Annotated in this window: 11 protein-coding genes, 4 tRNA genes and 2 pseudogenes; 10 read left to right on the top strand and 7 right to left on the bottom strand. The window is 40.3% G+C overall.

The features are described 5' to 3' along the window. Nucleotides 1-165 precede the first annotated feature (165 nt). The 4 genes from WKU26_RS08660 to WKU26_RS08675 all read left to right on the top strand — a co-directional run bounded on the left by WKU26_RS08660 (nt 166) and on the right by WKU26_RS08675 (nt 3,624). A complete protein-coding gene (locus WKU26_RS08660) occupies nt 166-531 on the top strand; it encodes a PadR family transcriptional regulator (RefSeq protein ID WP_178265596.1) in 366 nt (121 codons plus the stop codon). Further along, entirely contained in the window at nt 509-1,555 is a 1,047-nt protein-coding gene (locus WKU26_RS08665; RefSeq protein WP_178265595.1) for a PspC domain-containing protein, read from the top strand. The genes WKU26_RS08660 and WKU26_RS08665 overlap by 23 nt, the downstream gene beginning before the upstream one ends. Before the next feature lie 60 nt (nt 1,556-1,615). Then, nucleotides 1,616-2,806, top strand: coding sequence for a formate-dependent phosphoribosylglycinamide formyltransferase (gene purT / locus WKU26_RS08670; protein ID WP_340321701.1), 1,191 nt, complete (start codon nt 1,616-1,618; stop codon nt 2,804-2,806). Between the two features lie 95 nt (nt 2,807-2,901). Beyond that, nucleotides 2,902-3,624 carry a DNA alkylation repair protein gene (locus tag WKU26_RS08675; RefSeq protein ID WP_340321681.1) on the top strand — a complete coding sequence of 241 codons (723 nt, stop codon included), beginning with the start codon at nt 2,902-2,904 and terminating at the stop codon, nt 3,622-3,624. A 4-nt stretch (nt 3,625-3,628) separates the two neighbouring features. Here the strand turns inward: WKU26_RS08675 and rlmH are convergent, their stop codons facing one another. Beyond that, complete coding sequence (gene rlmH / locus WKU26_RS08680) at nt 3,629-4,102, bottom strand: 23S rRNA (pseudouridine(1915)-N(3))-methyltransferase RlmH (RefSeq protein WP_269878475.1); 474 nt, start codon at nt 4,100-4,102, stop codon at nt 3,629-3,631. Nucleotides 4,103-4,379: 277 nt separating this feature from the next. On the opposite strand from rlmH, the gene WKU26_RS08685 reads away from it, so the two are divergent. The 6 genes and pseudogenes from WKU26_RS08685 to WKU26_RS08710 all read left to right on the top strand — a co-directional run. Further along, the gene (locus WKU26_RS08685; protein WP_340321682.1) at nt 4,380-5,264 is read left to right on the top strand and encodes a helix-turn-helix domain-containing protein; all 885 of its coding nucleotides are present in this window, start codon (nt 4,380-4,382) and stop codon (nt 5,262-5,264) included. Between the two features lie 160 nt (nt 5,265-5,424). Further along, nucleotides 5,425-8,364, top strand: a complete 2,940-nt coding sequence (locus WKU26_RS08690) for a glycoside hydrolase family 2 protein (protein WP_340321702.1) — start codon at nt 5,425-5,427, stop codon at nt 8,362-8,364. Between the two features lie 160 nt (nt 8,365-8,524). After that, nucleotides 8,525-9,379: a carboxylating nicotinate-nucleotide diphosphorylase gene (gene nadC, locus WKU26_RS08695; RefSeq protein WP_269878473.1), complete on the top strand. Its 855-nt coding sequence runs from the start codon at nt 8,525-8,527 to the stop codon at nt 9,377-9,379. Between the two features lie 236 nt (nt 9,380-9,615). Beyond that, nucleotides 9,616-10,848, top strand: a pseudogene (locus tag WKU26_RS08700) (efflux RND transporter permease subunit); the annotation flags it as partial. 2 nt (nt 10,849-10,850) lie between these two features. Then, nucleotides 10,851-11,240: a hypothetical protein gene (locus tag WKU26_RS08705; RefSeq protein WP_340321684.1), complete on the top strand. Its 390-nt coding sequence runs from the start codon at nt 10,851-10,853 to the stop codon at nt 11,238-11,240. Nucleotides 11,241-11,252: 12 nt separating this feature from the next. Next, nucleotides 11,253-11,540 (top strand): annotated as a pseudogene (locus WKU26_RS08710) (TolC family protein); the annotation flags it as partial. A 236-nt stretch (nt 11,541-11,776) separates the two neighbouring features. Here WKU26_RS08710 and WKU26_RS08715 read toward each other — a convergent pair. From WKU26_RS08715 to WKU26_RS08740, 6 genes are all read right to left on the bottom strand, one after another. Then, nucleotides 11,777-11,849 (bottom strand) — tRNA-Gly (locus WKU26_RS08715). Between the two features lie 9 nt (nt 11,850-11,858). Further along, a tRNA-Tyr gene (locus tag WKU26_RS08720) sits at nt 11,859-11,941 on the bottom strand. 22 nt (nt 11,942-11,963) lie between these two features. Further along, nucleotides 11,964-12,036: transfer RNA gene (locus WKU26_RS08725), tRNA-Gly, on the bottom strand. Nucleotides 12,037-12,044: 8 nt separating this feature from the next. After that, a tRNA-Tyr gene (locus tag WKU26_RS08730) sits at nt 12,045-12,127 on the bottom strand. A 52-nt stretch (nt 12,128-12,179) separates the two neighbouring features. Then, entirely contained in the window at nt 12,180-12,674 is a 495-nt protein-coding gene (ribH, locus tag WKU26_RS08735) for a 6,7-dimethyl-8-ribityllumazine synthase (RefSeq protein WP_269878467.1), read from the bottom strand. A 108-nt stretch (nt 12,675-12,782) separates the two neighbouring features. Continuing rightward, entirely contained in the window at nt 12,783-13,460 is a 678-nt protein-coding gene (locus tag WKU26_RS08740) for a tetratricopeptide repeat protein (protein WP_340321685.1), read from the bottom strand. Nucleotides 13,461-13,485 lie beyond the last annotated feature (25 nt).

Here is a 13,485-nt window from a genome sequence, read left to right on the forward strand (position 1 = left end):
TTTTAAAGGTTTCTGTTGGCTGCAAATGTACGGTTTATCTGTATTGCTTCTTTGGTTTGCGACTTGTTTAACATGTTAATTTATATAAAATAAAAGTACCTTGCAATACAAGGTATTGATATAATACATATATTTGTGCCATACAAATAAGCAAACTCAGAAACTATGAATGTAGATAATGTAAAATCGCAAATGCGCAAAGGGATGCTGGAATATTGTATCCTCTTGCTGCTTCATCGGGAGCCGTCGTATGCTTCGGATATCATACAGAATCTGAAAGAAGCCCGGCTTATTGTGGTGGAAGGAACACTTTACCCGTTGCTTACCCGACTGAAGAATGACGAACTGTTGTCGTACGAGTGGGTAGAATCGACTCAGGGACCTCCCCGCAAGTATTACAAACTGACTCCCAAAGGGGAGGAGTTTCTGGCAGGGCTACAGACTGCATGGGATGAACTTTCGGATACTGTAAATCATTTAAGAACAAAACTTTTAACTGTAAAATACAATGAAAAAAACACTGACTGTTAATTTGGGTGGCACGGTATATCATATTGATGAAGATGCCTATAAACTGTTGGATAACTACCTGAACAACCTCCGTTATCATTTCCGTAAGGAAGAGGGGGCGGAAGAAATGGTACGCGATATAGAGATACGTATTGCAGAAATTTTTAATGAATATATCCGCTCCGGACAACAGGTAATTACATTGGAGAACGTAGAAGAAGTAATAGCCCGTATGGGTAAACCGGAAGATTGGGAAACCGGCGAAAGTGAAACTTCTTCAACTGCTTCTGCTCCTCATACACCGAAGGAAGAAATCAAACGCAAATTGTTCCGTAACCCGGACGACCGTATTCTGGGTGGTGTGCTTTCCGGATTGTCCGATTATTTCGGGATGGATGTAACCTGGGTACGTCTGGGAGTTTTGTTCCTTGGATTCTTTTTTAATTTCCTTATCGTGGCCTATCTGATAGCATGGATTGTGATTCCGGCAGCTCATACGGCTACAGAGAAACTGCAGATGAAGGGACAGCCTATCAATGTGGAGAATATAGGGAAAACGGTGACCGATGGATTTGAAAAGGTGAACCATTATGTACAGTCGGAAAAGCCTCGTTCTGTATTGGCGCAGCTGGGTAATGCCATTGTGCAGATAGCTGGATTTGTCATTAAGTTCCTGCTTGTGGTTCTGGCCATTTGTTGTGCCCCTGTGTTGCTGGCCGGATTTGTGGTGTTGTTTGCCATGCTGATGGTCGCTACTGGGTTGATAGCCAGTATTCCGGCAGCCTTTTATTATATAAGTCCGGAGATTAACTGGGAACTGATAAACAGTGTACCTGCTGCCTCTGTCGGTTTTGCCTTGTGCGGGCTTTTTGCAGTAGGTATTCCGATGGTAGGCTTGCTTCAGGTTATTATGCAGAGTTTCCATGTATGGCGCCCTATGTCGACAGTGACCAAGGTTGTACTTATCGTGTTATGGATTCTTGCTGTACTGTTGGGAGGTGTATTTTTCCTTAATCTGCCTTATATTCCGATGATGGAACTGTAATAATCGTAAGATGTATTGTCTTTAATAAGGAAATATTTTCTTACCTTTGTGCAAAGAAGGATCAAAAAACTTGAAACGAATATGACTAAGAAAATACTTTTGCTGGGTTCCGGAGAATTGGGAAAAGAGTTTGTAATAGCAGCTCAACGTTTGGGACAGTACGTAATAGCGTGTGATTCGTATGCAGGTGCACCGGCTATGCAGGTAGCAGATGCTTGCGAAGTCTTCAGTATGCTGGATGGAGATGCACTTGATAAAGTGGTAGAAAAATATCATCCGGATATTATTGTTCCCGAAATTGAAGCAATCCGTACGGAACGATTGTATCATTTGGAAAAAGAAGGTGTTCAGGTGGTTCCAAGTGCGCGTGCCGTAAATTATACCATGAACCGTAAGGCGATTCGCGATCTGGCGGCTAAGGAACTGGGCTTGAAGACTGCAAAGTATTTTTATGCAACTTCTTTAGAAGAACTGAAGGAAGCAGCAGAAGAAATCGGTTATCCGTGTGTCATCAAACCGCTGATGTCATCATCGGGAAAAGGACAGTCGGTAGCCAAGGGTCCGGAAGATCTGGAATACTCTTGGGCATATGGCTGTAGCGGAAGCCGTGGTGATATCAAGGAACTGATTGTAGAAGAGTTTGTCAAGTTCGACAGCGAGATTACTCTGCTGACTGTTACCCAGAAGAATGGTCCGACCTTGTTCTGCCCGCCAATTGGTCATGTGCAGAAAGGTGGAGACTATCGTGAAAGTTTCCAGCCGGCACACATCGCTCCGGAACATTTGGCAGAAGCACAGCGAATGGCTGCCAAGGTAACAGAAGCTTTGACCGGAGCTGGTCTTTGGGGAGTAGAGTTTTTCTTGAGTCATGAAAATGGAGTTTATTTCTCCGAACTTTCTCCTCGTCCGCACGATACTGGTATGGTTACGTTGGCCAATACTCAGAACTTGAATGAATTTGAACTTCATCTGTATGCGGTATTGGGATTGCCTATTCCGGGTATTACTCAGGAACACATTGGAGCAAGTGCAGTCATCTTGTCGCCTATTGCCAGCCAGGAAAAACCGCGCTATCGTGGAGAAGAGTTGGTTTGTTCGCAGCCTAATACGTATCTTCGTATCTTCGGAAAACCTTATACTAAGTTGAACCGCCGTATGGGAGTAGTGGTATGCTACGATAAAAACGATGGAGACCTTGATGCATTGCGCGATAAGTGTAAAGCACTGGCCAACAAAGTAGAAGTGTATTAAAATATAGATAATATAAGGAAAACAGCCGAGGTGGTAGTCGTAGGTAATAACGGCAGACCTTGGCTGTTTTTTTTATTTCTGAAAAATAAACCGTTATGGAAGAGTATCGTTTGGACGGGAAGACCGTAAAGGAACATTTGCTGCACCTCTCGGAATATGGTAATAAGCCTTTTACAAAAGGGTTGCATCCGGGAGTAGAGCATATATTGGGCATCCGGATTCCCGATTTGCGCAAACTGGCTGCTTGCATCGCAAAAAGGGAAGATTGGACGGATTATCTTGAGACTGCCGGTACTTTCTATATGGAAGAACGTATGTTGCAGGGAATGGTATTGGGGTATATTCGCCCTGATGAGAAACTGGAATGTTATCTGAACCGTGTATCCCGTTTTGTCCGTCTCATTAACAGCTGGTCGGTATGTGATACATTTAAGTTTGCAGGTGGGAAGAGATTCGTAGAAAAACATCGCCAATCACTATGGGAGTATCTGCTAGGCTGGATGCATGCCAAAGAAGAGTATGAAATCCGTTTCGGTGTAGTGATGTCGATGACTTATTTTATAGAACCGGAATATATTGATGAATTGTTACTGGAGTACGACCGTATCAGTCACGAAGGATATTATGTAAAGATGGCAGTAGCCTGGGCACTTTCGGTCTGCATGGTTAAGTTTCCCGAAAAAACGCTGCATTATCTGCAATACAGCCATTTGGATGACTTTACCTATAATAAGTCTATTCAGAAAATGATAGAATCTTACCGCATCACAGATGCACAGAAGCAGGTGCTTAGGCAGATGCGCAGAAGCACCCGGTGAGGTTTTATTCGTGATGATACGGGCCGTTGTTCAGAATTGTCATAGCCCGATAAAGTTGTTCCACAAAAATCAGTCGGATCATCTGATGGGAGAAAGTCATCTTCGACAGGGAAATCTTTTCCTGTGCAGCCCCATAAACGGCTTGGGAAAAGCCATAAGGTCCGCCGATAATGAATACCAGCCGCTTGTTTACGGTATGCATTTTCCGTTCTATCCAGTTGGCAAACTCAATAGAGCGGAATTCCTTGCCATGCTCGTCCAGCAGTACTACCACATCTCCCGGCTGCAAAGCTTTCAGAATAAGCTCTCCTTCTTTCTCTTTCTGTTGCTCCATGCTGAGGCTTTTGGTATTCTTCAGTTCCGGAATTACTTCAATATCGAACGAAGTGTAATGTTTGGTACGTTCGGTGTAGTCGTTGATGGCAGCGATATAATGTTTTTCTACAGTCTTTCCTACGACGAGCAATGTAAATTTCATATAGTGAGTATCAGTTATAATATTTTATGCAAAGATAGTGAAAGGTGAGAGTAGTGCCAAGCCAAAAGCAAGCTTTTGAGTGAAGGCAATACCGAACCGCCTCCTGTCTTCTGAAAAGATAGTGAAAGGTGAGAGTAGTGCCAAGCCAAAAGCAAGCTTTTGAGTGAAGGCAATACCGGGGTATCTTTGTTTTATCTGTAAGTGAATAAAATTCCCTTACTGTTTGTGGAGATTGATATTATCTGTATTTTTACTATAAAGATTTATTAAAAGACTGATGGATAATATAAGTGCTTTTTCGTTTTCAGCTTTGCTGGGACATGATATTCGGGGACTTAAAGGAAAACGATTGGCGGATGTATTTCGCTTGATTTCCTTTATACCAGGAGAAACCTATGGTCCACATTGCCATTTGCGTATTGAGATTAACTATGTAAAAAAAGGGAGTTGTATTCTGCATTTGGAACAGGAAAGTATTACTTTTCGTGAAGGAGAGCTGATGTTTATTACTCCTAATGTAAAACATAAGTTCGAAGCTGGGCATAAAGGAACACAATTGATGCAATTGGAGTTTCTTCCAGAGTTGTTTTCACGTTTTGTATTGGATATGGAAGCGGAAGATCATAATAATATGTCTTTTACTTCTTTTTTATTTTCAGGAAAGCATAAAGTGATGAAGATTGTGAATGATATTCGTATGGTAAGGGTTATTCAGGAAATTATTAATGAACTGCAAACCAAACCTTTTTATTATGACTATCAGGTGATATTGCTTTACATTGAGCTACAGATTCTAATTTACCGTTATGTAAAAGAACAACTTTTTTCGGGTTGTGGAAATGCAGTATTGAAAAAAGCGATTGATTATATGTATCAGCATTACTCTCTGAATGTGACCATGGATGAAGTTGCCTTATATGCCGGAGTAAGTGGGCGATATTTACGTTATCTTTTTTCGCAGAATCTTAATATTACACCTGTAGATTATCTGAATCAGATTCGGGTGAATAAAGCATTTTATTTATTAAAAACTTCCAATCTTTCGGTGAAAGAGGTCAGTTTTCAGTGTGGGTTTCGCTCTCCTCAATATTTTTCCAGAATTTTTAAACAGTTTATGGGTTTTTCTCCTCGTAAGATAGAATACGAACATACTTCCGTATAGTATATCTTTATATTCATACTCTTCCGTTTTGTGTAAAATAGAATTTTTTTTGAATATATTTGGGCAGAGAAAATACTATAATTTTGCTCTTATAAAACAAATAAAAAACAGATAGTATACGATGAAAAACAACTTGAAATGGGGGATGGTCATTGCCTGTATGTGTATAGCCCCGAATATAATAAGTGGTGCAAACAGTTCTGCCGAACATCATACATATTGGTTACCTGATAAAGTGATAACAGTAGAGAGTCCGATACTGTCTCTGAATGGGGAATGGGAATTGAAGTATTCGGCAAAAAGTAAATGGACGAAAGTTGAAGTTCCCGGAGAAGTAGCTATGCAGGGCTATGCTATTGAACATGATAAGCCTTTTTTGTACAGAAAAAGAATAGTGGTTCCCAAAGAGTATGCGGGAAAGCGGGTGATATTACGTTTTGATGGGGTGTATAGTTATGCGCGTCTTAAGATAAACGGGAAGTTTGTAAGAGAACATTGGGGTGGATTTACCCGATGGGAAACAGATGTGACTTCATTCTTAAAAATAGGAGGGAAGAATGAAATCGTTTTGGAGGTAACCGACAGACTGGATGAAATATCGTATGCTTCCGGATATGCACATCATCCGATAGGGGGAATTCTTCGGGACGTAACGTTATTTGCGATGCCGGAAAACCATTTGCATGATATTTATGTAGAAACAGACTTGGATTCTTTATATAAAGATGCAGAGTTGCGGGTAAAATGTGTGTATGAAGGCTCTTTGGGTGCTGATGTTGTTTTCAGTCTGATTGCTCCCGATGGAAAAGAGGTCCGACTTCCTGAAAATAAACGCTTGCTGAAGGTTGGGGAAAATGAGTATTCATTTAATATATCTAATCCCCTGAAATGGGATGCCGAACACCCTCATTTATATACATTGAAAGTTTCACTTCAAAAAGATGGAAAAGTACAAACTGTTTTTTCCCGTTCGGTAGGATTCCGTGAGGTAGAAGTATCGGGCGACAGGATGCTGGTTAATGGTAGACAGGTAAAATTGCGTGGAGCTTGCAGGCACGATATCCATCCAAAACTGGGGCGTACCACTTCTGCCGAGTTGGACAGTTTGGATGTGGTACTCTTTAAAGAAGCAAATATGAACTTTGTAAGAACTTCACATTATCCTCCAACTGAACGCTTCCTTCAGTATTGTGACCGTTATGGTATTTATGTGGAAAGCGAGTCGGCTGTTTGTTTTGTGGATACACATCGTCAGAAAAATTATGCTCCGGGACGTACTCAAAATGATACGGCTTATACCCATCGTTATTTGGGACAATGTCAGGAAATGGTAAAAGCTTTTCGTTCACATCCGTCTATCTTGTTTTGGAGTATTGGCAATGAAAGTATGTATGGTACTAATTTCCAACTTTGCTATGATTGGGTAAAAAAGACTGATCGTACACGTCCGGTTATATTTAGTTATCCGGGTACAGTTCCGGCAGACAAGAAGATTTTTGATATCTTGAGTATGCATTACCAAGATGTATATGGCAATTTGGAACAATGGGGTAAGGTGACTCGTGGATTCCAGGGCGAAGGTATTCCGGTTGTCTTCGATGAATGGGCACATCCGGCATGTTATACGTATGCTACTTTACGGACAGATCCTAATATACGTGAATTTTGGGGAAAATCTCTTGACATGATGTGGAGCGGATTATTTGATGCCCGTGGTGGCTTGGGAGGAGCCATTTGGGGGTATATTGATGAAACTTTTGCTTTGCCGGAACCTAAAGTGGGAGAAGCATACTGGAAAGAGTTTGCACATACCGCCAAGCCGGAAGGTTTCCGTGGAAATTGTGTCGGGTATGGAGAATGGGGAATTGTGGATGTCTGGAGAAGAAAGAAACCGGAATTTTGGTCGACTAAAAAAGCATATTCTCCGGTGCGTTTAATGACAGAAAGAGAGGTAGCATATACTGCTGGACAACCTGTTGTATTGACTGTATATAACCGTTTTGACCATACCAATCTGAATGAAATAAAGGCCGTTTATACGTATAAAGGGCAACAGGGGGAAGCTATACTGTCGGCAGTAGATCCTCATCAGAAAGGAACACTGATTATTCCGGAAAAAGTATGGGAAGAAGGAGAACTAGTACAGATAGAATTTTATTCAAAAGACAACTCTTTGATAGATAAATATCAGTTGGTATTGGGCCGTGAGGAGGTTCAGTTGCCTGCTGCACAGATTTCAGGAGCATTGTCTATAAGTGAAGATGCAGAAAAGGTTTTTGTGAAAGGTAATAATTTTGAAATACCTTTTGATAAAGAAACCGGACTCATTGTAAATGCGAAGGTGGGTGATGAGGTATTGATACAGAAAGGTCCGTTTTTGAATGCATATATCAATTTGAATCATCTTTCTGGAGCAGAGGTCCGGAAAATTGCAGATCATTATGCTGTATTGGAAACTGAATGGAAGAAAACATCTTTCTCATATCATGAAGATGGAAACTGTGTGTATGTAACTTTAAAAGGTACATATAAAGATATAAAAGTAAGTTTCAGAATCAAGGTGACAGCTTCTGGAGAACTTTCTGTAAATTATACGACAGACAGATTGCCTAATGGCTTTTTGCGTGAAACAGGTCTTTTATTCTGGGTAAACGATGATATAAAGACATTGGATTGGAAACGGAAAGGATATTGGGATTACTATCCGGAAGGTGAATTGTCTGGAAATGAGGGTACAGTTTCACTCTATAATGTCTATAAGCCTTTGTATGGTGAGCGTCCGGAACAACCTTGGGTGATGGATACGCATAATTATTATTATTGGTCGGATAAAGGTGCTGCTTGCAATACACCGCTGACTCAAATAGCAAAAGGTATGAAGGAGAATATTTATTATTATACCCTTTGTACTTTGAACCATGAACTTTCTGTTATCTCGCCCGATGCATCTGTAGCATGCAGAATGGATAAAGCAGAGGAAGGAACACTTAAACTTTATATAAATAATCGTTGGGATTATCCTGAAATAGCATGGGGAAACTTCTGTAAAACACTGGAAGCCCTGCCATGTTATGGTGAAATTAATATCCGATTGAATTAAAAGATAGAAAGCAAAAAAGGTCTCTTCGATAAAGGCGTATATCTATATATTACTATGTAGATGTACGCCTTCATAGTTTATATTTTTAATTCGGAGAAAGAGATAAGAAAATAATATGTACCTTTGCTTTATAAATAATCATTTAAAAACAGAATAGAAAATGGACGAGAAAGTTGTAAAAGACCTGATTGATCGTTTGATTGATTTATCGTTTGCCGAAGATATAGGTGACGGTGACCATACTACGTTGTCGTGTATCCCTGCCGATGCAATGGGAAAGTCGAAACTTCTGATTAAGGAAGAAGGTATTCTGGCTGGTATTGAAATTGCCAAGGAAGTATTTGCGCGTTTCGACCCAAGCATGAAGGTAGAAGTCTTTATCCAGGATGGTACTCATGTAAAACCAGGTGATGTGGCTATGGTAGTGGAAGGAAAGATTCAGTCTTTGCTTCAGACAGAGCGTCTGATGCTGAACATCATGCAGCGAATGAGTGGTATTGCTACTATGACTCACAGATATGTAGAGCGTCTGGAAGGAACTAAAACCCGTGTATTGGATACCAGAAAGACAACTCCGGGTATGCGTATTTTGGAAAAGATGGCTGTGAAAATCGGTGGAGGGGTAAACCACCGTATCGGTCTGTTCGATATGATTCTGTTGAAAGATAATCATGTGGATTTTGCCGGAGGTATTGATAAAGCCATTACTCGTGCGAAGGAATATTGCAAGGAAAAAGGTAAGAATCTGAAGATTGAAATCGAAGTACGTAATTTCGATGAATTGCAGCAAGTGCTCGATTTAGGTGGTGTAGACCGCATTATGCTGGACAACTTTACACCAGCTGATACAAAGAAGGCTGTAGAAATGGTAGGTGGTCGCTATGAGTTGGAATCATCAGGCGGTATTACATTCGATACTTTACGCGACTATGCAGAGTGTGGTGTTGACTTTATTTCTGTAGGAGCGTTGACTCACTCTGTAAAAGGATTGGATATGAGCTTTAAGGCTTGCTGATAACAAGTTTTTAAAATGCCATAAATAAGAAAAGGTTTCGGTGATCTGGAGAAATCATCGGAACCTTTTTCTGTGAAGTGATGGTTAAAAATGAATCTTCTTTTGAAGTTGAATCTTTTTATAGGGTCAATTCTTCTTGTTGAGATTTTAAATTGAGATTTTCTCTATATTCTTTTGGAGATACTCCGAATAAGCGTTTTACATATTTCCCAAAGAATGAAAGCTTTTGAATTCCAGTGGCCTGTCTGGTAGCATTTGGGGTATATAGTCTGCCTCAGATGTAGAAAAATGAATTCCCGGATTTTACGATTCGCCAGGGTATCGTAATAGCTGCAGCTCCGGGGAATACGGTGGACGAAATGTTAGAGCAAGTCACAAAGCCGCTGGAAGATTATATATTCACCTATAAAGAGGTAAAAAAAGAAAAAACATTTTCTACTACCCGTGACGGACTTGTGTTTATTCAGGTAGAACTTGTAGATGAGCTGAATAATAAGGATGAATTTTGGAGTAAGTTCAAACATGGTATAGCAGCATTTAAATCACAACTTCCTCAAAATGTCCTTGCGGTACAAGTGATGGACGATTTCGGAGATACATCGGCTATGCTGCTTATAATGGAAAGTAAGGATAAAACCTATCGGGAGCTTTCGGACTATATGGATAATCTGAAAGATCGTTTGAGAAATGTAAATAGTGTAGGACGTCTTACTGTAAGTGGAGAACGGAAGGAACAGATTTCTATTTATCTCGATCCTGCTAAGCTGACACAATATGGCTTGAATGAGCAAATTGTTGCCTCACAACTGTTTGCCAAAGGATTTGTGACTACAGGAGGACGGATTCAGACCCCCGACTATATTCTTCCTGTACATGTAGACAAATCTTATAATACGATTTATGATGTACAGCAGCAGATTGTTTATTCCGATTTAGACGGTAATAATATTCGCCTTAAAGATATTGCAAGGGTGGTGAAGGAGTATCCTCATGCCGACAGTTACATAAAAAACAATGGCACCAAATGTATCTTGTTGAGTATTGAAACGAAGAAAGGCAAGAACATTGTAAAAATGGGTGAAGATGTAAATAAGGTACTTGAAGAATTCAAGAAAGAAATACCTTCTGAAGTGGAAATGTATCTTGTCACCAATCAGGCGCAGGTAGTAGGCGATAGTGTGGAAAATTTCTTGCATGAACTTGTAATAGCTATTGTGGCTGTAGTGGTGGTTGTGATGCTTTTATTACCGATGCGTGTTGCTTTGGTTGCTGCATCTACCATTCCGATTGCAATCTTTATCTCATTGGGATTGTTTTATGCTTTGGGTATAGAATTGAATACCGTTACGCTTGCAGCACTGATTGTGACATTGGGTATGATAGTCGACAATTCCATTGTGATTATAGACAGTTATCTGGAGAAAATTGGTGAAGGGATGTCCCGCTGGCATACATCAATTTATAGTGCCTATTGAGTGGTAAAATTCAACTTGAAAATTCGTTGAATGTTTCATTAAGTCTTTTAGGACAGTACATTGGTGCAAAATCGGATAGTATTGATGTGGCATTTGTGGTAGAAGAACATCTGTCAGAATCACCCCAGACTTTATTTTGTAATCATACTGATGCTGTTGAAAGGACAAATGAGTATGGCCTTTTGAAGCAGAACTTACAGGCAAGCAAGCTTCAATATAAAATGGCTGTAGGCAAGAATCTTCCAACGGTAGCAATTGGTGGCGGACTGGTGTATGATAACTTTGTAATGGGACAGGATCAATCGTTCTATATGGGATTTGTAACTGTATCTGTTCCTATATCAGGATGGTGGGGTGGTACGCATTCTATCAAAAAACATAAATAGCAGGTAAAAAACGCAGAAAACCTGTTGAACGATAACAGCGAAATGTTGGTTATCCGTATGCAGAATGTATGGAATACCTTGAATGATTCTTATAGGAAGGCAGAAATTGCGCTTCTTTCAGTAGAGCAGTCTTCGGAAAATTTAAGATTGAATATGGATTATTATTCGGCAGGAACTGCTACAATGAGCGAATTGCTTGATGCACAAACATTGTATCAACAGAGTCGGGATAAATATGTTGAGGCCTATACAAATTATGAATTAAGTAAAAGAGAGTACTTGCAGGCTACAGGAAGATAGTTTATTGGAGGTAGCTGTAGATAGTAGAATTACGATACTTGTATCATTGGCCTTTGATACAAGTATCGTGTGCTTATGTGACTTGTATCATTCGCTTGCGATACAAGTCGCATTTTTTATGAAACAATGATTCAAAAGGGGGGCTTTTAGCCTTGGTTTCAGATGAGTTATTTTTATGTGTGTTGTTTGCAAGTAGAATAAAAAAAGGATTACAAGAAACTTGTAATCCTTTGAAGAGCGGAAGACGGGGCTCAAACCCGCGACCCTCAGCTTGGAAGGCTAATGCTCTATCAACTGAGCTACTTCCGCAATTTTAAGTGGGCAAGGATGGATTCGAACCACCGAAGGCGTAAGCCAGCAGATTTACAGTCTGCCCCATTTGGCCACTCTGGTACTTGCCCAACACAATTTTTCAAAGAAGAGAGCGGAAGACGGGGCTCAAACCCGCGACCCTCAGCTTGGAAGGCTAATGCTCTATCAACTGAGCTACTTCCGCAATCTCAGTGGGCAAAGATGGATTCGAACCACCGAAGGCGTAAGCCAGCAGATTTACAGTCTGCCCCATTTGGCCACTCTGGTATTTGCCCATTCGCAATCTTAAGTGTTAGTGTTTCTCTCAATTGCGATGCAAAGGTACAACTATTTTTTTAATTTGCAAACAAAATCGATCATTTTTATTGCAGTAATTGCACATTCATCTCCCTTGTTGCCTAATTTTCCACCTGCACGGTCTTCTGCTTGCTCCATATTATTGGTTGTAATCAGTCCGTAAATCACTGGTACATCGGTTGTTGCATTCAGATGTGCAATGCCTTGGGTAGTTCCTGCACATACATAATCAAAATGTGGAGTATCTCCGCGAACTACGCAGCCGATAGCGATTACTGCATCCACTTTTCCACTTTTTATCATTTGTGCCGAACCATATGTCAGTTCGAAACTTCCCGGAACTGTTTGAACAAGGATATTTTCTTCTTTTGCTCCATGCTTTTTCAAGGTGTTTACTGCTCCATTGAGCAAAGCTCCGGTGATGTTACTGTTCCATTCGGAAACAACAATGCCAAAACGCATGTTTGAAGCATCAGGTACAGAGTTGAAATCGTAATCTGATAGATTGTGATAAGCTGTTGCCATATATAAATAGGTATTTGAAAAATAAAATGAGAAATTGAGAATGGAAAAGCAGAAGGAAAACCTTCTCTTTTTCCGATTCTCAATTTCTCATTCTCAGTTTATAATATTTTATTTAATAGAAGCTCGTTCGATATATTTATCAATATCCATTGCCTGATAAGAGTTGGCATATTTAGTTTTGATTTGCTTGTAAGCTTCTACTGCTTCTGCGTTCTTACCCTGTTTTTCCAGGATCTGTCCAGCCTGCAGCAAATATATAGGACTCAGTGATACGCTGTTTGCCTTGTCGGCTGCTTTTAATAAAGTAGCAGCAGCTTTGTCTAACTGACCAACCTGAGCATAGCAGTTACCCAAAGTTCCGATGATAGCCGGAGCTACAAAATAGTCGTCTGCACTGAATTTATCCAGGAATTTGATGGCATCTTCGTATTTGCCCAACTGAGCATAGCAGATTCCGGCATATGCATTAGCCAAGTTTCCTGCGTCAGTTCCGCTGAATTCGTCTGCTAATTTCACGAAACCTGCATAACCAGTGCTGTCGCCATTCAAGGCAATTTCATAGTTATCAGCTCCAAAATATTGTTCACCCTTGAAAATAGCTTCTGCAGCTTTCAGTTCTTTCGGTGCAGAAATAAAGTGTTTGTAACCCAATACACCGGCAACTATTACTACAATTGCTGCAACGATGCCCAACAATAGATTTTTGTTCTTAAGAAGGAATGCTTCAGAAGTGCTCAATGCTTCATCTACATTCAAAGGATCTTGAGTGTGTTTTTTTTCAGTCATTTTTATATTCGTTTTATTATTTTTC

This window comes from Phocaeicola sp. HCN-40430 (genome assembly GCF_037890285.1).
GTDB classification, from domain to species: Bacteria; Bacteroidota; Bacteroidia; order Bacteroidales; family Bacteroidaceae; genus Phocaeicola; species Phocaeicola acetigenes.